The 22,752-nt window shown below is 72.7% G+C and carries 16 protein-coding genes and 1 pseudogene; 5 read left to right on the top strand and 12 right to left on the bottom strand.

Annotation, left to right across the window (positions count from 1 at the left end; genetic code table 11):
• Positions 1–798: 798 nt before the first annotated feature.
• Both ACZ4UX_RS25535 and trhA read left to right on the top strand, forming a co-directional pair.
• Positions 799–1,077: a helix-turn-helix domain-containing protein gene (locus ACZ4UX_RS25535; protein ID WP_329492369.1), complete on the top strand. Its 279-nt coding sequence runs from the start codon at positions 799–801 to the stop codon at positions 1,075–1,077.
• Positions 1,078–1,438: 361 nt separating this feature from the next.
• Complete coding sequence (gene trhA / locus ACZ4UX_RS25530) at positions 1,439–2,242, top strand: PAQR family membrane homeostasis protein TrhA (protein ID WP_465708367.1); 804 nt, start codon at positions 1,439–1,441, stop codon at positions 2,240–2,242.
• 1,823 nt (positions 2,243–4,065) lie between these two features.
• Here the strand turns inward: trhA and htpG are convergent.
• The 6 genes and pseudogenes from htpG to ACZ4UX_RS25500 all read right to left on the bottom strand — a co-directional run bounded on the left by htpG (position 4,066) and on the right by ACZ4UX_RS25500 (position 9,241).
• Positions 4,066–6,021: a molecular chaperone HtpG gene (gene htpG / locus ACZ4UX_RS25525; protein WP_465708366.1), complete on the bottom strand. Its 1,956-nt coding sequence runs from the start codon at positions 6,019–6,021 to the stop codon at positions 4,066–4,068.
• 82 nt (positions 6,022–6,103) lie between these two features.
• The gene (locus ACZ4UX_RS25520) at positions 6,104–6,370 is read right to left on the bottom strand and encodes a hypothetical protein (protein ID WP_465708365.1); all 267 of its coding nucleotides are present in this window, start codon (positions 6,368–6,370) and stop codon (positions 6,104–6,106) included.
• Positions 6,367–7,053: a type III effector protein gene (locus tag ACZ4UX_RS25515; RefSeq protein ID WP_465708364.1), complete on the bottom strand. Its 687-nt coding sequence runs from the start codon at positions 7,051–7,053 to the stop codon at positions 6,367–6,369. The genes ACZ4UX_RS25520 and ACZ4UX_RS25515 overlap by 4 nt, the downstream gene beginning before the upstream one ends.
• Before the next feature lie 167 nt (positions 7,054–7,220).
• Positions 7,221–7,475 (bottom strand): annotated as a pseudogene (locus tag ACZ4UX_RS25510) (DUF6924 domain-containing protein); the annotation flags it as partial.
• A gap of 201 nt (positions 7,476–7,676) precedes the next feature.
• Entirely contained in the window at positions 7,677–8,141 is a 465-nt protein-coding gene (locus ACZ4UX_RS25505) for a DUF2000 domain-containing protein (RefSeq protein ID WP_465708363.1), read from the bottom strand.
• A 17-nt stretch (positions 8,142–8,158) separates the two neighbouring features.
• Positions 8,159–9,241, bottom strand: a complete 1,083-nt coding sequence (locus ACZ4UX_RS25500) for a DMT family transporter (protein WP_465708362.1) — start codon at positions 9,239–9,241, stop codon at positions 8,159–8,161.
• Positions 9,242–9,281: 40 nt separating this feature from the next.
• On the opposite strand from ACZ4UX_RS25500, the gene ACZ4UX_RS25495 reads away from it, so the two are divergent.
• Positions 9,282–9,812, top strand: a complete 531-nt coding sequence (locus ACZ4UX_RS25495) for an Lrp/AsnC family transcriptional regulator (protein ID WP_465708361.1) — start codon at positions 9,282–9,284, stop codon at positions 9,810–9,812.
• A gap of 35 nt (positions 9,813–9,847) precedes the next feature.
• On the opposite strand, the gene ACZ4UX_RS25490 is transcribed toward ACZ4UX_RS25495, so the two are convergent.
• The 6 genes from ACZ4UX_RS25490 to ACZ4UX_RS25465 all read right to left on the bottom strand — a co-directional run bounded on the left by ACZ4UX_RS25490 (position 9,848) and on the right by ACZ4UX_RS25465 (position 19,134).
• Entirely contained in the window at positions 9,848–11,023 is a 1,176-nt protein-coding gene (locus ACZ4UX_RS25490) for an alpha-hydroxy-acid oxidizing protein (RefSeq protein WP_465708360.1), read from the bottom strand.
• Between the two features lie 129 nt (positions 11,024–11,152).
• A complete protein-coding gene (locus ACZ4UX_RS25485) occupies positions 11,153–11,845 on the bottom strand; it encodes an O-methyltransferase (RefSeq protein ID WP_465708359.1) in 693 nt (230 codons plus the stop codon).
• A gap of 197 nt (positions 11,846–12,042) precedes the next feature.
• A complete protein-coding gene (locus ACZ4UX_RS25480; RefSeq protein WP_465708358.1) occupies positions 12,043–13,650 on the bottom strand; it encodes an alpha/beta hydrolase in 1,608 nt (535 codons plus the stop codon).
• A gap of 205 nt (positions 13,651–13,855) precedes the next feature.
• Positions 13,856–15,112, bottom strand: coding sequence for an MFS transporter (locus tag ACZ4UX_RS25475; RefSeq protein WP_465708357.1), 1,257 nt, complete (start codon positions 15,110–15,112; stop codon positions 13,856–13,858).
• Positions 15,113–15,355: 243 nt separating this feature from the next.
• The gene (locus ACZ4UX_RS25470) at positions 15,356–17,137 is read right to left on the bottom strand and encodes an ATP-binding cassette domain-containing protein (protein ID WP_465708356.1); all 1,782 of its coding nucleotides are present in this window, start codon (positions 17,135–17,137) and stop codon (positions 15,356–15,358) included.
• Entirely contained in the window at positions 17,134–19,134 is a 2,001-nt protein-coding gene (locus ACZ4UX_RS25465) for an ABC transporter ATP-binding protein (RefSeq protein WP_465708355.1), read from the bottom strand. Before ACZ4UX_RS25465 ends, ACZ4UX_RS25470 begins: the two co-directional genes overlap by 4 nt.
• Positions 19,135–20,246: 1,112 nt before the next feature.
• Between ACZ4UX_RS25465 and ACZ4UX_RS25460 the strand changes: the two genes are divergently transcribed.
• Positions 20,247–21,587, top strand: coding sequence for a condensation domain-containing protein (locus tag ACZ4UX_RS25460; protein WP_465708354.1), 1,341 nt, complete (start codon positions 20,247–20,249; stop codon positions 21,585–21,587).
• 173 nt (positions 21,588–21,760) lie between these two features.
• On the top strand, positions 21,761–22,648 hold the full coding sequence (locus ACZ4UX_RS25455; protein WP_359807746.1) for a diiron oxygenase: 888 nt from the start codon (positions 21,761–21,763) through the stop codon (positions 22,646–22,648).
• The last annotated feature ends 104 nt before the right edge of the window (positions 22,649–22,752 follow it).

Below are 22,752 nucleotides of genomic sequence, written 5' to 3'. Positions count from 1 at the left end.
GCCACCCAGCGGTACCGCAGTTCAGCAAGGGCAGTACGCAGTACCCAGCAGTTGAGCAGGACGTAGGACACGCCGGGCAGGTGGGCGTGAAGAACGGCGCGGCAGCGGAGACCCGGAGCCACAGCAGGTGCAGGACGGTGACGGGGCTGGCAGCCGGGCCAGGTGGCCCGCAGGTATCAGGGGCCGCCACCGAGCGGTACCGCAGTTCAGCAAGTGCACTACTCGTAGGTGAAGTTGAGTTCGGCAGTACCGGCAGTCGCAGTACGCGGTATCCCGGTGAAGGCGCCCAGGCTGCGGGCGCGCGCACTGGGAGTCCGGCAGTGGGGTTCCAAGCCGAGCAGGTTGAGCAGGACGGGCGACGGGGCTGGCTGCCGGAGTCGGCGGGACCGCCGCAGCAGGACCGGGTAGTTGGCACTACCACGCAGTTCGAAGTACCGCAGTTCGCAGTAGCCGGCCCGTACAGAGGATGAATGGAGGGACGACGCGCCATCAGGATCGCCCGGCCCGTGAGGAAACAGCCCGGGCGGACTCCGTGGACCCCAACGCAAGGACGGTGGTTTCCGGTCACGCATACGCGATCCCCGCACACCCCCTCCCCCGGGGCAGTGCGGACACAAGGACCCCGGCCCCAGAGCCGGTAGATGGTGTAAACCCTTCGGGGCCCCGGGAGCCGCAACGGCCCCGGGGCCCCTCAGCGCGTCCCCGGGCACAACAACCAGAAGAGGTGCAGTGACCACGACAGCCATTCGACCGCATACCCCCGACTCCCTCGACGACGACGACTACCCCGCCTACACCATGGGCCGCGCCGCCGAGATGACCGGCACCACCCCCGGCTTCCTACGCGCCCTCGGCGACCAGGGCCTCATCACCCCCCTGCGCTCCGACGGCGGCCATCGCCGCTTCTCCCGCTATCAACTACGGATCGCCATGCGCGCCCGCGACCTCGTCGACCAGGGCACCCCCATCGACGCCGCCTGCCGCATCATCATCCTCGAAGACCAACTCGAAGAAGCCCTGCGCATCAACGAACAGCTCCGCCGCGACGCCGGACAGGAACCCGCAGCCGACACCTGATCCACCCACCAGGCCGACGAGACCGGCCCGCGGTGAGCGGCAGGTGCTCACCGCAGGCCGCCCCGGACACCAGCCCCCGACCGCCGGCCGGCCACTCCCACCCGCACGGCCCGCCTCACCGGCGCAGGCTGGTTCCACGCCGCCCGATAGGACAGCTCTCCTCCCCACCGGAAGTCACTTCCGGGTCGTTCATCCACTACCGTTCGGCCCGGGTCATGACACGTGCCCCGCGGCGTGGGCCCGGTGGCCTACTTCTCGTTGGCTGTACCGGGCCCGCGCCCCCACCGCGCCCGATGGTCCGGCACCCGGGCCTTCCTGCGGGCGTCGGCCGCACGTCATCCGCCCTTCCTAAAATGAGCGCATGATCGCCGAAGACACCCAGCCGCCGGGAGACGGAGGAAAGTCCCGGCCCGGCCCCCGCACCACGTCCGGCTCCCTCCACACCGCCGCGCTTGATGCGCCCGCCGGCACGACCGGCCGGCCGACTGCCCGACTGACAGCCACCGACCCGGCCGGCGGCGCGCCGTGTGTGGAGGCGGCGCCGAAACCGGCGATGCGCGGCTGGCTGCACGCCGGCATCTTCCCCCTCTCACTGGCCGGCGGCGTCGTCCTGATCGCCCTTGCGCGCCCGGCCGCGGCGGTGGCGGCCTGCTCGGTGTTCGCGCTGTCGGCCTGGCTGCTGTTCGGTACCAGCGCCGTCTACCACCGGGGAACATGGGGCCGGCGCGGGGAGGCGGTCCTGCGGCGGCTCGACCACGCGAACATCTTCCTGATCATCGCCGGCACCTACACCCCGCTGGCGGTGCTGCTGCTGCACGGACGGCGCCGGACGGTGCTGCTGACCGTGGTGTGGGCGGGCGCCCTGGCCGGCATCGCCTTCCGCACGCTGTGGATGGGGGCTCCCCGGTGGCTGTACACCCCGTGCTACATCGCCCTGGGCTGGGCAGCCGTCCTCTACCTGCCCGACTTCGCCCGCACCGGTGGCACCGCGGTCGTCGTCCTCGTCATCGCCGGCGGTCTGCTCTACACCGCGGGAGGTGTCGTCTACGGACTCAAACGTCCAGACCCGTCACCGTACTGGTTCGGCTTTCACGAGGTCTTCCACGCCCTCACCGTCGCCGCCTTCAGCGCGCACTACACGGCCGTTCTTCTTGCAGCCACATGACTGGTCGTCGCGGGCCCGCGGGCACGGGTGCAACGGGCGGTCACTGCCGCTCTTCATGAGTTTTCGGGGACGCGGCTAGGGGCCCCGGTGCCGTTGCGGCTCCGGGGCCCCGAAGGGATACATCACCATCTACCGGCCTTGACCGGCTTCCTTGTTCCGCAACTCCCCGGAGAGAGGGGGTGCGGGGATCGCGTATGCGTGACCGGAAACCACCGTCCTTGCATGGCCTGCTGTGACGTCAGAACCCTGCAACCGTGCCGAACTGCGCACTTCGGAGCTGCTGCCTACGGGAGAAACACCAACCACGGAGAGCGGCAATACCTACTCCAGTCAGCATAGATTTCCCGACGTTCGAAGGAGAGGTAGTCTTCGGCCCGAAGCGGGGCGGATCGGGGCCGCAGCAACCCACGGGACGGACGGGGGAAGTCGCCGCGGTTCCCGACCTGCCGGGAACGGCGGCGTCGCTCGTTGAGGCGCAGGGCTTCTTCGAAGTGAGCTTCGAGGATGACGGTGCGGCAGGCGGCCGGCGCCGAGGGGGGTGCTCGTCGTCACCGCGCCTCCCTGGTTCTGGGAGAACGCGCTGAGGGGCCCCGGCGCCGTGTCGGCTCCGGGGCCCCGAAGGGGTATAACACCATCTACCGGCCTGGGCCGGTCCTTGGGTTCCGCGTTGCCCCGGAGGCCGGGGTGCGGGGATCGCGTATGCGTGACCGGAAACCACCGTCCTTGCGTGGGGGTCTGCGGTGTCCGCCCGGGCGAGTGTTCACGGGCCGGGCGATCCTGATGGCGCTTGCGCCCTCCATTCATCCGCTGGACTGCACTGTCACTTTCGTACTGCCAGTACTGCACTCACTGAACTACGCACAACCGGTACCGCTGGTGGCGGCCCCTGATACCTGCAGGCCGCCCGGTCCGGCAGCCAGTCCCGTCGCCGTCCTGCACCTGCCTGGCTTCGGAACTCCACTGCCGGACCGAACTGCGAACTTCTGTCCAACAACCCCGGCCAGTTCGTGTCTGGCCGGTATCGCCGACTGCTGTCTACGAGAGAAACGCTAGACCCGCCCGCGAGCAATGTCTACTCCAGCGCGCATAGATTTTGCGTTCGCCGTGAGTGAGGTACTCTTCCGGTGCGTGGCGGCGGCACCCCCCGAGCCGCCGCCACGCCCTGGCGACGAACAAGCAGTAGCGCGCAGGGGCGGGAGTGGAGGGCCTGGCGCCCGGAGCACCGCAGACCGCCCGGGACGGGCAGGCTGCCCTCGTCGAGGCGATCACCGAGGCTGTCCGCGGCGGCGGCGTACCATCCGCCGGCTGCCGGCCCGCTTCGCCGAACCGGCCTCCATCGCCGACCCGTACGCCCTGCGCGATTCCCTCCACACCCCCGCCCATCCGGCCCCCAGGCAGAGTGACTCCTGCCAGGCTGGTGACCAGGTGGGCGGTGCCGTCGGCGAGCCGGTAGGCGAGCCCGACGACGGTCACCCGGCCTGCCTGAACCGCTGCGGCAGGCGCGCGGGAGCGGTCCAGCAGCAGGTCGACGGGGTGCCGTCTGCGTGAATTGATGCGGTCTGCGTCCTCGGTGTGCCCGGCCGCGGCAGCGCCCCAAGGCCCTTCCCTGCGGCGCGCGCCGGGCGGGGACGGCCGCGCGCGGTGCGGGGCGGGGGGGGGGGGGGGGGGGGGGGGGGGGGGGGGGGGGGAGGGGAAGGGGGGGGGGGGGGGGGGGGGGGGGGAGGGGGGGCGACAGCCCTCCCCTCCCCCCCCCCCCCCCCCCCCCCCCCCCCCCCCCCCCCCCCCCCCCCCCCCCCCCCCCCCCCCCCCCCCCCCGGCGGGGGCTACAGGGCGTGGGTGAGGCGGTCGGCCAGGAGGCGTGTGAAGCGGGCCGGGTCGGGCAGGTCTCCGCCTTCGGCGAGCAGGGCGCTGCCGTGGACGAGTTCGGCGGTTTCGGCGAGCGCCGGGTTGTCCGCTCCGGCCTGGTGGGCCTGGTGCAGGGCGGTGATGAGGGGGTGGCTGGGGTTGAGTTCGAGGATGCGCTTGACCTGGGGAAGTTCCTGGCCCATGGCCCGGTACATCTTCTCCAGGGTGGGGGTCAGGTCGTGGGCGTCACCGACCAGGCAGGCGGCGGAGGTGGTCAGCCGGGTGGAGAGTCGGACCTGCTTGACGTGCTCGGCCAGCGTGGTCTGGAGCCAGGCGAGGAGGGCGGCGAAGTCCTCTTCGCGCTGCGCCTTCTCCGCCTTCGCCTCGTCACTGCCTTCCCCGTCGGCGTTGTCGTCGAGGTCGACCTGGCCCTTGGCTACGGACTGGAAGCGGTGGCCGTCGAAGGCGGGGATCTGGTCGGTCCAGACCTCGTCGACGGGGTCGGTGAGGATCAGGACCTCGTAGCCCTTGGCGGTGAAGGCCTCCATGTGCGGGGAGTTCTCCACCATCGCCCGGTTCTCGCCGGTCAGGTAGTAGATGGTGTCCTGGCCGTCCTTCATCCGCGCGACGTAGTCGCGCAGCGTGGTGGGCTTCTCCGCATCATAGGTCGAGGCGGCGCTGACCAGTTCCAACAGGGCGTCGGTGTTGTCGCGGTCCTCGATCAGGCCCTCCTTGAGGACCCGGCCGAACTGCTCCCACACCTTCGCGTAGGTCTCGCCGTTCTTGGTCCGCATGTCCTTGAGAGCGCCGAGGACCTTCTTGACGAGGCGCCGGCGCACGGCGGTGATCTGGCGGTCGTGCTGCAGGATCTCGCGGGAGACGTTCAGCGACAGGTCGTGGGCGTCCACCACGCCCTTGACGAACCGCAGGTAGTTCGGCATCAGCGCGTCGCAGTCGTCCATGATGAACACCCGCTTGACGTAAAGCTGCACGCCCCGCTTCGTGTCCCGGGAGAACAGGTCGAACGGGGCTTGGGAGGGGATGAACAGCAGCGCCTCGTACTCGAAGGTACCCTCGGCGCGCATGTGAACGGTCTCGGCCGGGGCCTGCCAGTCATGGCTGATCTGCTGGTAGAACTCGCTGTACTCGGCCTCGGTCACCTCGCTGCGAGGACGGGCCCACAGCGCCTTCATCGAGTTCAGCGTCTCCAACTCGCCCGCAGCCACGCCGTCGGCGTCGGCGTCGGCGCTGTCGTCGGCAGTGGTACTGCCGGGCTCGGTGGCCATCCGGATCGGCCAGCGGATGAAGTCCGAGTACTGCTTGACGATCTGCCGGATCTTCCACCGGGCCAGGTAGTCGCCCAGCCCGTCCTCACTGTCCTCGGCCTTGAGGTGCAGGGTGACCGAGGTGCCCACCGGCAGACCTTCGACCTCCGCGATCGTGTAGGTGCCCTCGCCGTCGGACTCCCACACGGTGCCCTGCTCGGTGCCGGCGCGACGCGTGTGGAGGGTGACCTTGTCGGCGACCATGAACGCCGAGTAGAAGCCGACGCCGAACTGGCCGATCAGGTGCTGCGCGGCATCCGCGTCCTTCGCCTCCTTGATCTTCGCCAGCAGGCCGGCGGTGCCGGACTTGGCGATGGTGCCGATCAGGTCGACGACGTCGTCGCGGGTCATGCCGATGCCGTTGTCCCGCACCGTCAGGGTGCGGGCGTCCTTGTCGACCTCCAGGACGATGTGCGGGTCGGAGGCCTCAAGGGTGGAGTCGGTGAGGGATTCCAGGCGGAGCTTGTCGAGGGCGTCGGAGGCGTTGGAGATCAGCTCGCGCAGGAAGATGTCCTTGTTGGAGTAGATCGAGTGGATCACCAGCTGCAGCAGCTGGCGGGTCTCCGCCTGGAACTCCAGCGTCTGGGTCGGACTGGCCACGGGAGGCATCTCCTTCGAGTGGTGGAAAGGGTTCGTATGCGGTCAGGCCCCCGGGGCCGGCGGGTGTACCGCGTGGCCGGCCCCGGGGTGTTCAGATGTGGCTGAGGGGCTGGTAGGGCTGCTCGGGGCGGGTGAGGCCGGGCCGGGCCGTGCCGTCGCAGGACAGGAACAGCTTCCAGCCGTCTCGGCCCTCCAGCGTCGCGCCGTAGCGGACCGCGGGCGGGTCCGGGCGCGTGCTGGACCGGTCGACGCGCACGATCCCGCCGCCGTCGCCGTCCCCGTCGCCGATGGTGACGGTGGGTGCGGGGCCACTGGCGTGCGGGTCGCGGACCGGCAGCGGCGTGCCCGGCGCGGTCACGGGCCGGCTGGCGGTGTGCGGCGCTGCCGAGCGCTGTCGTCGCGCAGCTGGTCGGCTCGGGCGGTGAGCTGATCGAGGCGGTCGGTGAGCTTCGGGTGGCCCGCCTCCAGGAGGGGGCGGGTCTCGGCGAGCGGGGCGAGCAGACGGGCAGGGTCGTGGTGGCCCAGGGCGTCCAGGAGGCGTTCGACGGCGGGGGCTGCCTGGGGGCCGAGGCCGTCCAGGGCGCCGATCTGTCCGGCGAGGCGGCGCAGGTCGGCGGCGTTGTCGCGGGCCCAGGTGGCCACCGCGCGGTCGGCGGCGCGCTGGCTGCGCGTGGCCTGGACGCGCTGCTCGCCGGTGCTGCCCGCCTCGGTGCCGGCGTCAGTGTTGGGGCGCAGGCGCAGGTAGCGGCGTTCGGCGGCCTGGCGGCTCTGGACGCCCAGCGGTTCGGCGAGCTCGGCCCAGGTGGCGCCCGCGTCGCGGGCGGTCTCGATCAGGCCGGTCTCCCAGTCGGCGAGCTCCGCGCGCAGGTGGCGCAGCAGCAGGAGTGCGGAAAGGGCCTGCTGCGGATCGTTTTGTCCGGTGTCGTCCGGGGGTGCGTGGCGGGCGGTGCGGGCGGCGGCGTCCATCGTGCCCAGCGCGGCGGCGGCGGCCAGGAACGAGGCCGGCCCCACCCCGGCCGCGCCGGTGTCCTGGCTGTCCATGTTGTCACCCTTTCGATGACTGGATGCTTGTCATCATAGGGATGACATAGTACACGATTCGCGTCGCGCCACACCGGTGCGAGCGCCGGCGCCGGCTGCACTCCCTTGCCGAGCACCGGCGCCACGCCCCCGCCTTGACCGCTCCGTCGATCCCCCACCCGGATGAAGTGCCCCGGCTCACCCCGCAGCTCCACGACGGCGACCGGCAGCTCGGCCGAGCCGAGCGCCGCCGGGTCCGCCAGGACGAGCAGCGGGTGCCGATAGTCGCCCGGCAGCAGATTCCTCGCCTCGGCACAGGTCGCACCCGCGAAGCGGGGATCATCCACGAGCTCGACGCCGGGAAGGGACCCGTGCTCGTTCGGGGTGGCCAGAACCTTGCGCAGACGCTCCCACGAAGCGGGGCCGGAGAAGTCGGTACGCACCACCAACGGGGCCGAACCAGGTGTGGCCCTGCCGATGCTGGCCCCCTCCACGGCCCGGCGGCTGGTCGTCAGCTCCAAGTCCCACCCGGGCCGTTCGGCCCGGGCTCCAAGGAAGCGATGCTCCGGAGGGCAACCCTGCGGACGGGCCGCGCCTGCACGGTTCCGACGGCGGTCTTCGACCGGTGGTCCCGTCGACGCGGGTCAGCGGAGCAGGCCGAGCTTGCCGACGAGCTTGTCGATCTTGTTGCGGGGGCCGACGAGGCTGATCGCGCAGTAGGTCAGGTCCTCGTTCCTGGTGCCGGCGAGTTGATCGAGGTACTCGTCGTAGACGCGCGAGGTCTGTGCGGGTCCGGGCATGCCGACGATCAGCAACTCGTCCTTGGTCGCCGCCTTGGCTCGCAAGGCGTGCAGCGCGTCCGCGCTGGCGGCCAGGATGGAGCAGCCGGCCCAGGGCAGGCCCGGGTGGTGTACTCCGGAGGCGTCTTCGCCGTCGCGCCCGACGAGGTCGGGCAGGGTCTTGCCGACGGCCGCGGCCATACAGGCGGCCGCGTTCACCAGGCGTCCCGCAGCCAGGTTCTCGTCGACGACGATGACCCACTTGAGTTTCGCCTGCCGAGTCGACTGGTCGGGGCGGACGTTCTCGCTGGACATCTCGAAAGTGGACATCGGAGGGCTCCTGAAGGCTACGGGTGTGAATGAGTCGAGGGCGATGAGATCGGCGAGGGGATCGGCGATGGGATCGGCGAGCGCAGCGGAGAGGCGGGCTCGCTCCGAGGTGCCGGTCGGTCAGCGACGGTGCGGGGGCCGGGAGACCGGTGGCTTGTTGTGGCCGTGGCCGTGGCCGTGGCCGTGGCCGTGGCCGTGGCCGTCCGGGAGGGCCGTCGTGCACGGGGCAGCGAGACGGCGGTCAGGCCGCCCAGCATCAGGGCGCAGCCGGCCACGGCGGTGGCCGACAGGTGCTCGCCGAGCAGCAGCACGCCGAGCAGGGCCGCGGCCAGGGGTTCGGCGAGGCTCAGGGTGCCGACGGTGGTGGCACTCATCCGGGTGAGGCCGGCGGAGAACAGCCAGTAGGCGGCGGCCGTGGTGGCCAGGCCCAGCCACGCGATGAGGCCGAGGGTGCGCGTGTCGAAGAGTCCGGCGGTGTCGGTGACCGTCCAGGGCAGCAGGATGACGGCGCCGGCGGTCAGCGAGACCGCGGCGACGGTCGGCAGGTGAACGGCCGGGTTGTCGGCGGCAAGCCGTTTGGCGAAGACCGTGTACAGGCCGTAACAGGCACCGGCGACCACGCCCAGGAGCAGACCGAGCGGATCTGCCGGGCGGCCCACGGGGGCCAGCAGCAGGGCGCAGCCGGCTGTCGCGGTGCTCGTGCTCGCCAGCCAGGCGGTGCCCAGCCGCTCACCGGTGACCCATCGGGCGCACACGCCGGTGGTGACCGGTGCGGTGCCCAACGCGACCACGGTGGCCAGCGCCGCCCCGGTCTTTGACACGGAGGACAGGAAGGCCGCCTGGTACAGGCAGGTCGACAGCGCGCACACCAGGAGGGGCGTCCGGGCCGAGCGGGCTGCCAGGGCGCGCAGCCTGCCCCGGCCCCGCGCCGCCAGGGCACCGAGCATCACGCCTCCGACGAGCATCCGCCAGCCCCCCAGGGCCACCGTCCCCAGCGGGCTGTCGGCCAGGACCTGGGCCGGGCCGACCGTGCCCCACAGCACGGCCGCGCCGAGGACCAGCCCAGCGCCGACCGTCGTTCCGTTCTTCTGCACTTCCATGGGGCAATAGGCTAGGCAGACATCAGGAAGAGTTCAGTGGATGCCAAACTATATTCAGCAGAGGAGAGAATTCGTGGAACTTGATGCGCTGGACCGGGCCCTTCTGCGGGAGCTGCAGAACGATGCACGGCAGACCAACCGTGATCTGGCCGCCAAGACGGGGGTCTCGCCCTCCACCTCTCTGGAGCGCGTGAGACTGCTGCGCGAGCACGGGATCATCACCGGTTACCACGCGGCCCTGGACCTCGAAGCTGCCGGGCGCTCCGTTCAGGCCCTGATCTCGGTCCGCATCCGGCCGCCGGCCCGCCCGATCATCGAAGGATTCCGCGAATGGGCGGCTCAGCTGCCCGAGACCATCGGCCTGTTCGTCACCTCCGGCGCCTACGACTTCCTGATCCACATCGCTGTCCCCGACGTCAACGGGGTCTACGCCTTCGTCATCGACCGCCTCACCGAACGCCGGGAGGTCGTGGACGTACAGACCACCATGGCCTACGAGCACGTCCAGTCCCGCTGCATCGAACCCGCCGGCACCGATCGCCCCCGCGCCGCCGGGCAGAGAACCCGTTGATCACCGCAGCCGCCCGCAGGACCAGCGGCGGGCGGTCAGGGCTCGACCCGGCGCAGGGCGTCCTCGGCGCGCAGGTCGGCGAGCGTCGGGTAGCCGTCCACCGCCATGATCAGGTCGGCCTCGGCGAGCAGCGAGCGCAGCACGTGCACCACGCCGTCCTCGCCGCCGAGGGCCAGGCCGTAGGCGTACGGGCGGCCGACGCCGACCGCCGTGGCGCCGAGGGCGAGCGCCTTGACCACGTCCGCGCCGCTGCGCACACCGGAGTCGAAGAGCACGGGCAGGCCGTCGGCGGCCTCGACCACGCCGGGCAGCGCGTCCAGCGCCGGCAGGCCGCCGTTGGCCTGCCGGCCACCGTGGTTGGAGCAGTAGACGCCGTCCACGCCGCCGTCCCGGGCGCGGCGGACGTCCTCCGGGTGGCAGAGGCCCTTGAGGATCAGCGGCAGCTCGGTGAGCGAGCGCAGCCAGGGCAGGTCGGCCCAGGTGAGCGGGTTGCCGAAGACGCCCGCCCACTCCAGCACGGCGGCGCCCGGGTCCTCCTCCGGGGCCTTGGCGAGGCGGGCCCGGAAGACCGGGTCGGAGGTGTAGTTGGCCAGGCAGTGCCCGCGTAGCTGGGGGAAGTTGCCGGTGGCGAGGTCGCGCGGGCGCCAGCCGGTGACCCAGGTGTCCAGGGTGACCACGATGCCCCGGTAGCCGGCCTCCTCGGCCCGGCGCACCAGGCTCTCGGCGAGCGCCCGGTCGGTGGGGGTGTAGAGCTGGAACAGGCCCGGGGTGTCGCCGAGTTGGGCGGCGACCTGCTCCAGCGGGTCGACCGAGAGGGTGGAGGCCACCATCGGCACGCCGGTGCGCGCGGCGGCCCGGGCGGTGGCGAGGTCACCGTGGCCGTCCTGGGCGCAGAGGCCGATCACGCCGATCGGCGCCAGGAACAGCGGTGCGGGCCACCGCATTCCGAGGAGGTCCACCGACAGGTCGCGCCGCGCGGCGCCGACCATCATCCGGGGCACCAGGCCCCACCGGTCGAAGGCGGCCGCGTTGGCGCGCTGGGTCCGCTCGTCACCGGCGCCGCCGGCCACGTAGGACAGCAGCGTCGGCGGCAGCGCGGCCTCGGCCCGCGCCGCCAGCTCGGCGAAGGCCATCGGGAGCTTCGGCTGCCTGCCGAACAGCGCGTCGAAGTAGATCTCGTTCTGGTAGTCCCCGAACTGCTGCCCCGTCATGACCGGTCGCCGTCCTCTCCTGGGGCCGGTCCGTCCGGGCCGGTCCCGGGCGGCGGCCGCGCCGACCCCACCCTGCCAAACCACGGGCCGCCGGGGGAGACCACCGCGCGTCCGGACGGGCCCCGCCGGTCAGCCGGTGACCAGCGCGACGACGAAGCCGTCGTAGCCCTTCTCCCCCACGGTCTGGACGGCGGTGGCGGTCAGCCGGGGGTGCGCGGCGATCAGCTCGGTGAAGCGGCGCACGCCCTGGACCCGGGGGTCCGTGCTGGTCTCGTCGGTGACGGCGCCGTCGCGGACCACGTTGTCGCCGATGATCAGGCTGCCGGGCCGGGTGAGCCGCAGCGCCCACTCCAGGTAGTGGGGGTTGCTGGGCTTGTCGGCGTCGATGAAGACCAGGTCGAAGGGCTCGGCGCCGTCCTGCTCCAGTTGCGGCAGGGTGTCCAGCGCCGGGCCGGTGCGCAGGTCCACGACCGGTGCGAGCCCGGCCCGTTCGAGGTTGCGGGTGGCGACGGCGGCGCACCGCTCGTCGGCCTCCAGGGTGACCACCCGGCCGCCCTCGGGCAGCGCGCGGGCGAGCCAGATGGTGCTGTAGCCGCCGAGGGTGCCGATCTCCAGCACCCGGCGGGCGCCGTGCACGCGGGCCAGCAGGGCGAGCAGCTTGCCCTGGTTGGGTGCCACCTGGTGCGGGGGCAGCCCGGCCGCCTCGCTGTCGGCGACGGCGGCGAGCAGGGCGGCGTCCTCCTCGACGAGCAGGCCGTTGAAGTAGCCGTCGACGGCGGTCCAGGTCTGCTGCGGGGTCGGTCGGCCGGTCTCCGTGGTCATCGCGAGTTCCCTTTCAGTACTGACTCAGTTCCGAAGGGAAACCTACTCGATGCCCGAGCCGGACCGAGCACCGGCCCCGCCCCTAACCGGACCGAGCACCGGCCCCTCCCCCGGACCGGGGCCGGACCGCGCACCGGCCCCCCCGCCGCACGGACGGGGGGCCGGTCGCCCGTCGGCTGCCTGCCGACCCGGCGGGGTCAGGCCACCGGCGGGAAGGCTTCGGCGTCCGGCTTGAGGAGCTGGCCGGGAGCCGGCACCTGGCGGCTCACCAGGTAGGAGGTGACCAGCTTGTTCAGCTCCTTGCTCCGGCCGACCGCGCAGTGCTCGATCACGTCGACGCTGACCAGGACGGCGCTGCCGAGCTGGCGCTGCATGCGCTGGGCGAAGGTGTACTGGGTGGCCGGGTCGTAGAGGTTGCCGATCACCATCACCGGGGTGGCGGTGCGCCGGTTCCACGGGCCGGTGTACCGCTCGACGTCACGCGCGGGGGCCGGCCAGGTCGCGCAGGCGGGCGCGTCGAAGGCCTGGTAGCGCCCGAAGGTCGGCGCGTCGCGCTCCCAGGAGCGGGCCGCGTTGACGAAGGCCCGCGGGTTGGACGGGTACGGCTTGTCCTGGCAGTTGACGCCGTAGTAGGAGTCGTCCGCCGAGTACGGGGTGTCCGCCGGGGCCTCGCGCAGCGCGGCGGGCACGGTCACCGCCAGCGGGTCGGCGTCGGCCGCGTTCTTCGGGACGGCCAGGGACGGGGCCTTCTGCTGGCGGAGCACGTCGTCCAGCGCCTGCAGCGAGGTGGCCAGCGGGGCCTGCCGGCTCTGCGCGTAGAGCGCGTTGGCGACCTGGCTGGTGAAGCTGGACAGCGTCACCTGGGTGCCGTTCGGCAGGGTGACCGGGGAGGTGCGCAGGTGGTCGCGGATCGCGTCGAACCTCGCCCGGGTGTCGCCCGCGCCGAAGGCGCAGCGCGGCGCACCGGCCGCCTCGCAGCGCTTGAGGTACTCGTCCAGGGCGAGTTCGAAGCCGTCCGCGCGCTGCCGGTCGTACTCCAGGCCGTCGTGCAGCCGCAGGTTCGGGTCGACGTTGCCGTCGATGATCACCGCGCGGACCTTGTCGGGGTACATGTTGGCGTAGGTGGCGCCGATCAGCGTGCCGTAGGAGAAGCCGGCGAAGGAGAGTTGGCGGTCGCCGACCCCGCGGCGCATCCGGTCGAGGTCACGGACCACGTTCTCGGTCGACATGTGCTCGATCAGCGGGCCGGCGTTGCGGTCGCAGGCGTCGGTGTAGTCCCGGGTGGCGGCCAGCGTGCCGTCGATCTCGGCCTTGGTGACGGGCACCCCGGTCAGCCGGTCGAAGACGCCGTTGGCCTCCTCGTCGGTGCCGAAGCACTTCAGCGGGTTGCTCAGGCCGACGCCGCGCGGATCGAAGCCGATCAGGTCGAACCGGGCCTGGACCTCGGGCTCGAAGCGGGTCGTGGTCGCCCAGAGGTAGCCGCTGCCGCCCGGGCCGCCGGGATTGAGGAACAGTGAGCCGATCCGCTTCGCCGGGTCACCCGCGCGCCGGCGCATCATGGCGATGCCGATCTTCTCGCCGGACGGGTGCGCGTAGTCCAGCGGCACCGGATAGACGGCGCAGTCGTATATCCCGGGGTCCGGCTTGGACGGGTCGGGATTGCACGGCGTCCAGGCGACCGGGTCGACCCGGGCCTCGGCGGCCGCCGCGCCCGGGTCGGGTGCCGCCGAGGCGGCGGCGGTGGTGCCGGCGACGAGCGCGAACGCGCTGGCGACCGCCAGCGCGAGACTGGTGATACGGGACACGTAACCTCCTCCGGTTCTGCAAACCCGGTCAGCCTGGCAGCCGCTCCTCGGGAGGGGAAGACCACGTACCGCCGTGGATTCTTCTGGTGCGACGCCATCTGTCCGGCAATTTCCGTTATCGGAGCAGGATTTGGCGCAAAATCCATCGCGGGCCGTCCGCGCCCCCTCACGATCCGGACAGCACCCGCCTGCTGGTGAGGGCTCGTCAGATACGCGCGGGTACCGACTGCGCCGCCGATGGCGCCGCCACCGCTCCCGGGCGGCGGTGCTCCGCCCAACGCACCGCCGGCCCCATCGCCCAGCCGGCCGCCGCGAACAGTGCGCCCAGCAGCAGCCAGCCCGGCGTGCCCCAGCTCAGCAGCAGCGTGGTGAGCAGCAGCGGCCCGACCGTGCGTGCCACGGCCACACCCGAGCCGAAGAACCCCTGGTACTGGCCGGTCTGATGAGCCGGCGCCAGGTCGAAGGCGATCTGCCAGGAGCCGGCCGACTGCCGCAGCTCACCGGCCACCTGGAGCGCCGCGGCGGCGACCAGCAGCCCGCCCAGCGCCCAGGGCGGCAGGCCCGCGGCGGCGGCCAGGGCGAAGACCACGCAGGAGACGAGCAGGACGACGCCGGCCTCGCGCACGGCCCGCGAGGCGGTCCGCAGTCCGGTGACCCGGCGCGCCACCCGCACCTGGAAGAGCATCACCCCGACCGTGTTGAGGACGAACAGGCCCGATCCCAACCAGCCGAGCCCGGGCGCCCGTTCGGCGATCCAGAGCGGGATCACCAGGCTGAGCAGGGGCATCCGCAGCAGCAGGACGGTGTTGAGCAGGGTCACCACCGCGAACGGCCGGTCCGAGAGCACCTCCAGCCGGGGCGCGGCGCCGGTCCGGTCCCGGCCGGGCGCGACCTCGGGCAGTCGCAGCAGCGTCAGCCCGGCGCCCAGGAAGCCCAGCGCGGTCACCAGGAAGGCGGCGAGGAAGGCCGTCCGCGTGCCGACGGCCAGGACGACGCCACCGAGGGCCGCGCCGAGCGCCAGTCCCGCGTTGAGGGTGGACTGCAGCCGGGCGAGCAGTTCGGTGCGCTCCTCGCGCGGGACGAGGCCGCCGACCAGCGCCTGGCGCGCGGCCGTGAGCCCGGACTGCGTCGTGGCGTACACGGCGGCGGCGAGCAGGAACGCCGTGAAGGAGTGGACGACCAGGAAGGAGGCGACGGCCGCACCGGTGGCCAGGGCCAGCAGCACCGCCGTGCCCCGCGGCCCGCGCCGGTCGGCGAGGTGGCCGAGCGGGACTCCCGCCAGCGAGCCGATCGCCCAGGCGACGGCCAGGCCGAGGCCGAGCCGGGCGGGCGAGAGGCCGACGACGTGGGTGAAGTACAGCGCCGAGCAGGTGAAGTACGCGCCGTCGCCGATCGAGCTGATCAACTGGGTGGCGGCGAGGGTCCGCCGGGCCCCGGCCGGTGGGACGGATCGAATCGACACAGCTCTCCCGGGTCGGGCGGCCGTCGGCCGCTCGGTCGCACTGACAGGATCAATGCTAGGGAGCGGGTGGACCGGCCGACAGGGCCAGTGGTGCGGCATGGGAGTGGGCCACTTCGCCACCGGGGCCGGTCCGGTCGCGGTCCGGCCCGACCCCGGCGAAGGGGGCGGGACCGGGCCGTTGGCCCAGCGGCCGATGTGCCCGTGCCCGCCACTCCGGGGACACGGACCCGCCGACGGCAGAGCTCAGCGGTAGACGCGGGCCTGCAGACGGTAGAGCTCCGCGTACAGGCCCTCCGCGGCGGCGAGTTCGGCATGGCTGCCGACCTGCGAGACCCGGCCGCCCTCCAGCACCACGATCAGGTCCGCCATCCGCACCGTCGAGAAGCGGTGCGACACCAGCAGGGTGACCGCTCCGGTGTCCGCCCGGGCCTGGGCCGCGAGGTCGCCGAAGTGCTCGAACAGCGCGTGCTCGGCGGTGGCGTCCAGGGCGGAGGCCGGTTCGTCGAGCGCCACCAGCAGCGGGCGGCGGCGCAGCAGGGCCCGGGCCAGGCCGAGCTTCTGCCACTGGCCGCCGGAGAGTTCGGCCCCGTCGCCGTACCCTCGGCCGAGCAGCCCGTCGAGGTCGCCGTCGACCCGGGCCAGCGCCGGGCCGCAGTCGGCGCTCTCCAGAACCCGGCTGAGCGCCGCGTCGTCGTCCAGCCGCTCCAGGTCCCCGATGCCCACGTTGTCCCGCAGCCTCAGCTCCAGCCGGGCGAAGTCCTGGAACAGCGTGGCCACCCGGCGCTGCCAGAGCTGCGGGTCGCACTCCTCCAGGTCGACGCCGTCGATCAGGATCCGGCCGGAGGTGGGCCGGTAGAGCCCGCACAGCAGCTTGACCAGGGTGCTCTTGCCGGCGCCGTTCTCGCCGACCACGGCGAGCGCCGCGCCCGCCGGGATGTCCAGGGTGACGTCGTCCAGGACGGCCCGCTGCTGGCCGGGGTACCGGAAGGTGACGCCCTCCAGGCGGATGCCGGCCGTCATGACCTCGGGGACGGCGCCGTTCGCCGCCTCCTCCCGGTGCGGCTCGCGGAGCCCGTCCAGTCGCTGCAGGGTGCGGCCGGCACCCTGGAGCACCGAGAGCAGCGTGAGCGCGCTGGAGACCTGGAGGCTGACCTGCGCGGCCAGCGTGATGACCAGGATGACGTCCCCGATGCCGGCGCCGGCGCCGCTGTTCACGGTCTGCCGGGCCACCAGGTAGATCGCACCGCCGTACGCGGCGGCGAAGGCCAACTGCCCTGCCGCGCGCAGCAGTCCGGCCTTGGCGTGGGCGCGGGCCAGGGTGCCGGTGGCGCGCCGCCAGTCGCGGCCGTGGCGCTCGATGAGCACCGACGCGGCGCCGGACAGCCGCACCTCCTTCACGGAGGCGTGGGTGGTGGCGAGTTCGAGCAGGTGCCGGCCCAGCCGGTTCTCCGGCGCGGTGGCCTCCTTGCCCCGGTCGACCAGGAGTTGGGCCCGGTTGCCGACCAGTACGGGCACCACGGCGAACAGCGGGAGCAGCAGCAGCCACGGGTTGAGCAGCCCGAGCAGGACGGCGGTGACGGCCATCTGGAGCCCCAGGCCGCCGAGTTGGAGGACGGCTTCGAGCGCGGCGCGGGTGCGCGGCAGCTCCTCGCGGATCAGGGTCAGGGCGTCGGCGACGTCGGCGCGGTCCAGCTTCTCCAGGCCGCGGTCGCCGTGGGCGATCGAGATCACCTCGGCCTGCAGGCTGAGCTCCTCCAGCTCACCCAGCTCGAAGTAGGAAAGGTGGGCGAAGTGATTCATCGTCAGCTCGACGACCAGCAGGAGCGCCGTGGTCAGCGCCAGCCAGGTGGCGGCCGAGCCGGTGCCGTCGATGGCAGCGGTGGTCAGCTCCTTGAGGCTGACCGCGATCAGCGGTGTGGCCAGGTAGCCGACGGTCATCAGCAGGACGGCGTGGGTCAGGCGACGGGAGTCGCAGTGCACGGCGAGCCGCAGCAGCCGGCGCACGGCGTGGAACAGTGTGGTCATCGGGCACCCACCGGGCGCATGGTGCGGTCCTCTTCCTGTCCGTCCGGGTCCTGCGCGTCGGTCGGGCCGTCGCCGGATTCCTCGTCGCGCGCGAACCGCTCCGCCTGGATCCTGAACAGCTCGGCGTAGCGGCCGTCTAGTTCCATCAGCTGCTCGTGGGTGCCGCTCTCCGCCACGCCGCCGTCGGCCAGCACGACGATCCGGTCCGCGCGGCGCACGCTGGAGAACCGGTGGGCGATGATCACGCTGGTGATGCCCTCGGTCATCTCCAGGAAGCGGTCGAAGAAGGCCGCTTCGGCCCGCACGTCGAGCTGCGCGGTGGGCTCGTCGAGGATCAGCAGCGAGGCGCCGGCGTCCACCGCGAGCAGGGCGCGGGACAGCGCGATGCGCTGCCACTGCCCGCCGGAGAGGTCGCTGCCACCCTCGTACTGGGTGGACAGGACGGTGTCCAGGCCCTTCGGGAGCCGCGCGACGATCTCGGCCGCCCCGGCCCGTTCGGCGGCGGCGAGCAGCGCCTCGCGGTCGCCGAGCAGCTCCGGCCGGCCCATCCCGATGTTCTCCGCGGCGGTGAGCTGGTAGCGCGTGAAGTCCTGGAAGATGACGGCGATCCGGCGCTGCCACGCCTCGGCGGGGAGCCCGGCCAGATCGGTGCCGCCGGCGGTGATCCGGCCCTCGGTCGGCTCGTGGAGCCCGGCCAGCAGCTTGACCAGGGTGGTCTTGCCGGAGCCGTTGAGGCCGACGATCGCGGTCGACCGGCCCGGCCGCAGCTCCAGCTCCAGGCCGCGCAGCACGTCGGGGCCGTCCTCCTGGTAGCGGAAGGCGACGTTCTCGAAGCGGATCGGACCGTCGACGGCGGGCGAGGCCCCGGCGGGCGACATACCGGCGGGCGAGGTCCCGGCGGCGGAGTCCGGCGCGGGGCCGACGCCGTACCGCGCGGGCACCCGGGCGCGGGCCAGGGCCTCGAAGCGGACCAGGGAGTCGTAGGCCGCCAGCCCGTACTGGGTCTGGACGTCGCTCTCCGGGAAGTAGACGCCGAAGCGCATCGGGATCAGCACGGCCTGGAGCGCCACCGAGAGCTGGAGCAGCGACAGCGTGCCGTCGACCCCGCTGCGGGCCAGGACCACGAGCGCGGTGCCGCCGCCGAGCAGACCGACCACCGCGAGGCCGACGAAGGGCCAGAAGAGCAGCCGGCGGCGCCCGGTCCAGAGCGGTTCGAGGTATTCGCGGGCCTCCCGCTCGTGACGGCCGAGCAGCCAGGGCAGCAGCCCCAGCATCCGGGTCTCCTTGGCGAGTTCGGGCCCGCCGGCGGCCCGCCGCAGATAGCCGACCCGGCGGCGCGGGCCGGCCAGCGAGCCCAGCAGGGTGGCGAAGCGGCCCAGCGAGCCGCGCTGGCCGAAGCGGATGACCAGGGCGGTGAGGGCCACCATGACCCCGGGGAGGACACCCAGCGTGACCGCCACCATCACGGCGGCGCCCGCCAGTTGGGCGTAGCGGGCGATCAGCGCCAGGGCTCCGGCGGCGGCGTCGCCCGGGGTGGGCCGGGCCCGGTCGAAGGCGCTGCGGGCGTCCGAGAGCAGGTCGAGCACGTCCTGCCGCTCCAGCTCCGCCGCGGGCAGGTCGTTCAGCGCGCGGTCCATCAGCCGGCCGATGCAGGCGCCGTCCACCCGGCGGGTGACCACCTCGCTGACCACGGTCTGGAACGGGGTCAGCAACTGCTGCAGCACGAACGCCCCGACGGCGATGCCGAGCGCCGCGGCGACCTTCTCCCAGTCCGCTCCCGTGGTGCCCCCGGCCGCCGCGGCGGCCGGGATGTCCGCGATGACCCGGCTGGTCCAGGCGATGAACGCGATCGGCAGCAGCCCGACCACGAGGTGGACCACGGCGCCCGACACGAGCAGGCCGGCGCCGGCATGGCGCAGCAGCTCGACGACGGCGCGCCAGCGCCTGACGCGGCTGCCGAGCCAGCCGGCGTCGGCAGACGGAACGGATGACGACACCTTGAAAACCCCCGTGGACAAGTGTGCTGACGAAGCCGGCGGACCGGTGAGGCACCGGCCCGACGAGCCGGGTGAACGACGTGCAGGGCGAACGGCGAGCCGGGTGAACGACGTGCAGGGCGAACGGCGAGCCGGGTGAACGACGTGCAGGGCGAACGGCGAGCCGGGTGAACGACGTGCAGGGTGAACGGCGAGCCGGGTGAACGGCGAGCCGGGTGAACGACAGGACGTGGACCGGAAGGACGGACGGACGGAACCGGCGGACTGCCGGGCCGGCGAGGAAGGGAGCGGACGCGTGACGCGTCGTCTACCGCGGTCTTTCGTACCGGTGCTGGAAGACACCCCGAAGCAGGACCGGCGGCTGTGCGGTTCGGCGCGAGCAGGAGCCACGGGGTACCCGGGCGGTCGGCGGAGCGGCGGGCGTGGGTGACAACCGATTTTGTTCCGCTGCTGCTCATGATCGTGCGCCGCGATCAGCTTGGACTAGACCAGTGGTCACGTCAAGGAATTCGTGGAACTGCCGGTTCCGGGCGGGCCGGGTGGTTCGGCCCGCCCGGCCGAGGAGCGGCGCGGGCCGCCGGAAGGTGCTGGACAACCCGAAGCGGTGGTCGCTAGGGTCCGAAGCGGAAGGGAGCAAACCGGCCGGCCGGGTCGGTGTCTCCGTCCTTCACCTCGGACCGGGGTCGACGTGGGCCGCCGCCCGATCGGTGGCCCCGCACCTCTGGAAGCCGGACCGAGGGCGAGGCCCACAGCCAGCCCCACCCTCCGCGGCGTCCCACCCTCCACCGGACTTCACGCCGCACCGTCCCCGCGACCGCCGGTCCGCCCTCCGCACCGCCGCACCGCTCCCGCCTCGCGTTCCGCCGGGCCGGCCGCCTACGTGCGGTCGACCGGGCCCGCCCGCACGTCCCCGAGCGATGCACCGCACCCCCGAGGCGCCCCACTGCCGTGGCGCCCGGCCGAGGACGCGGCAGCCCCACCGCATCACCGCACCGCACCACGCCGTCAACCGACCGCGCCGCTGACGCGGCGCAGCCCCGAGAGGCATAGGCATGGAACAACGTCGTGTCGGCTCCCTCCGGTTCCACGGGGACCGGACCGGGAGCGCCCCGATGACCTGGGGTCAGCGCGCCATCTGGAAGTCCATCCAGTGGCTCGACGAAGGCGCCCACTACTACAACATCCCCCGGGTCGTGTCCGCACCACCAGGCCTGACGCTCCATCAGATCGAAGACGCACTGGGCCGGTTGCTCTCGCGCCACGAGGCACTGCGCACCCGGTTCGAGCAGACCGGGCAGGGGCCGGTGCAGCACGTGTCGGCCTCCGGCGAGCTGGCCGTCCCCGTCCACGAGGCCCCGCCGGGCGAGGGTGCGGCGGTCGCCGACGAGGTGTCCCGGTCGCTGGCGGCCGAACCCTTCCGGCACCGCGAGGAGTGGCCGTTCCGCTGCGCCGTGGTGACGGAGCAGGGCGAGCCGGTGCAGGTCGCGCTGGTCTTCTCGCACCTGGGCGTCGACTTCTGGGGCGTGCAGCAGGTCGAGCAGGACCTGCGCGACCTGCTCGCCGGGCAGGACCCGGAGCCGCCGGCCTGGCAGCCGCTGGACCAGGCGGGGTTCGAGACCGAGGGCCCGGGCGCCGCCCGCGGCGCCGCCTCGGTCGACTACTGGCGCCGGAGCCTCGCGGGCCTGCCGCCCACGATGTTCCCGGCCGCACGGTTCCCGCCGGCCGCGGGCGAGGCCTCCCCGGTCACGGACGCCGCCGAGCGGTTCGTCCGGCTGCGCATGGACTCGCCCGCCACCGCGGTGGCCGCCAGCGCGCTCGCCGACCGCTGCGGGGTCAGCACCGGTACCGTCCTGCTCGCCGGGACGGCCGCGCTGCTCGGCGCGTACACCGGGAACAGCACCGCCGTCCTGCAGTTGATCGCCGTCAACCGGCACGACGAGCGCAGCCGCCGCCTGGTCGCCGCGATGACCGCCAACGCGCTGTTCTCGCTGGACGTGGGCCGGCCGACCTTCGAGGAGGTCATCCGCGCCACCTTCCTCGCCGGCATGAACGCCTACCGCTTCGCGCAGTACGACCCGCTGGTGGTCGACGGGGTGATCGACGCGGCCCGGGAGGCGAGCGGCGGTGCCCTGCGGCTCGCCTCCTTCTTCAACGACGTCCGCCTGCACGACCGTTGGGAGCGGCTGCCGGCCACCGACGGCTCCGCGGAGCAGCTGCGGGCGCTCACCGAGAAGACCGAGGTCTCGCTGATCGGCACCTGGGAGCGCCAGGACGCCGACTTCTTCGTGCACACCACCTACGAGCCGGACACCTGCCTGCTGTACCTGATGGCCGACACCGCGCTGATCCCCCGTCCGGAGATCGAGCGCCTGCTGCGCGCCTTCGAGCGGCTGCTCGTGGAGAGCGCGGCCGGCCTGCCGGGCCTCGACACCCTCCCGGTCGCCGGCTCCTGACCCGACCTCCCTCCCCACCACCGAAGTACGCCCGGCCGAAGTACGCCCGGCGTAGGTCCGGTCACGCCCGAAGTACGTCCACGTACCTCGGAGCGAGCCCGACGTTCGCCCCAGTACGCCCGAGTACGCCCGAAGTACCCCAGAAGCCCTCCGTCGCACAGGAGCACGCACCCATGAGCAGCACCGCACCCGCCATCTGGGACGAGGAGGTCAGCGCCGCCGTCGAGCGCCTGACCACCGCCGCCGAGAACGAGTACTACAACCCGTACCAGACCTTCGACTGGCCGGAGAGCATCCCCGAGGGCGCCCTGTGGATGAGCGAGGACCTGATGACGGTCCACGGCACCGACGCGGCCGCCGAGCTCACCCGCGAGCAGTACCTGACGCTGGCCAAGTGGGAGAGCGTCAACTTCTACAGCCTGAACGTGCACGGCATCCGCGAGCTGATGCAGGAGGTCGTGGCGCGCATCCACGCCCCGGGCTACGAGATCCCCACGCCGTTCTTCCACCACTTCCTGGGGGAGGAGAACGAACACATGTGGTTCTTCGCCGAGTTCTGCCTGCGCTACGGCGGGAAGCTCTACCCCAACCGGGCGATGAGCTTCGGCGACCAGAAGCACTCCGCGCTGTTCGACAACTTCATCGTGTTCAGCCGGATCCTGATCTTCGAGCAGATCGTGGACCACTTCAACAGCAAGATGGCCGGTGACACCGCGCTGCCGGAGACGATCCGGGCGATCAACCGGGTCCACCACCAGGACGAGTCCCGGCACATCGCGTTCGGCGCCCAGCTGGTCCGCGCGCTCTGGGACCGGCTGCGCGAGGCCGGCGACGAGCAGGAGCTGACCGCCGCCCGGCAGTACATCGAGAAGTACATCAACGCCTCGATCCAGCAGCTCTACAGCGTGGACGTCTACCGGGACGCCGGCATCCCCGACCCGTTCGCCTTCCGCACCCGGCTGCTGGCCGACCCGGCCCGGGGGCCGGTCCACGACGCGATCGTCAGCCGCACCACCGCCTTCTACCGCCGGATCGGCGTGCTCGCACCGAAGGCCGCCTGAGCCCTCGGCCCCGCCGGGACCACCGGCCACCGGCCACCGGAACCACCGGCACACGAGAACCGCCAGAACCACCGGAACCACCAGCCCACCGGCCCCATCCACCA

The sequence above is a fragment of the Kitasatospora sp. NPDC028961 genome (assembly GCF_055564815.1).
This window is presented reverse-complemented; position numbering and strand designations above follow the sequence as displayed.

Coding starts and splice junctions, on each gene's coding strand:
- ACZ4UX_RS25455 (WP_359807746.1), top strand. CDS start 21,761: ATGAGCAGCACCGCACCCGCCATCTGGGACGAGGAGGTCAGCGCCGCC.
- ACZ4UX_RS25505 (WP_465708363.1), bottom strand. CDS start 8,141: ATGTCCACTTTCGAGATGTCCAGCGAGAACGTCCGCCCCGACCAGTCG.
- ACZ4UX_RS25490 (WP_465708360.1), bottom strand. CDS start 11,023: ATGACGGGGCAGCAGTTCGGGGACTACCAGAACGAGATCTACTTCGAC.
- ACZ4UX_RS25470 (WP_465708356.1), bottom strand. CDS start 17,137: ATGACCACACTGTTCCACGCCGTGCGCCGGCTGCTGCGGCTCGCCGTG.
- ACZ4UX_RS25485 (WP_465708359.1), bottom strand. CDS start 11,845: ATGACCACGGAGACCGGCCGACCGACCCCGCAGCAGACCTGGACCGCC.
- ACZ4UX_RS25515 (WP_465708364.1), bottom strand. CDS start 7,053: ATGGACAGCCAGGACACCGGCGCGGCCGGGGTGGGGCCGGCCTCGTTC.
- ACZ4UX_RS25500 (WP_465708362.1), bottom strand. CDS start 9,241: ATGGAAGTGCAGAAGAACGGAACGACGGTCGGCGCTGGGCTGGTCCTC.
- trhA (WP_465708367.1), top strand. CDS start 1,439: ATGATCGCCGAAGACACCCAGCCGCCGGGAGACGGAGGAAAGTCCCGG.
- htpG (WP_465708366.1), bottom strand. CDS start 6,021: ATGCCTCCCGTGGCCAGTCCGACCCAGACGCTGGAGTTCCAGGCGGAG.
- ACZ4UX_RS25495 (WP_465708361.1), top strand. CDS start 9,282: ATGCCAAACTATATTCAGCAGAGGAGAGAATTCGTGGAACTTGATGCG.
- ACZ4UX_RS25460 (WP_465708354.1), top strand. CDS start 20,247: ATGACCTGGGGTCAGCGCGCCATCTGGAAGTCCATCCAGTGGCTCGAC.
- ACZ4UX_RS25535 (WP_329492369.1), top strand. CDS start 799: ATGGGCCGCGCCGCCGAGATGACCGGCACCACCCCCGGCTTCCTACGC.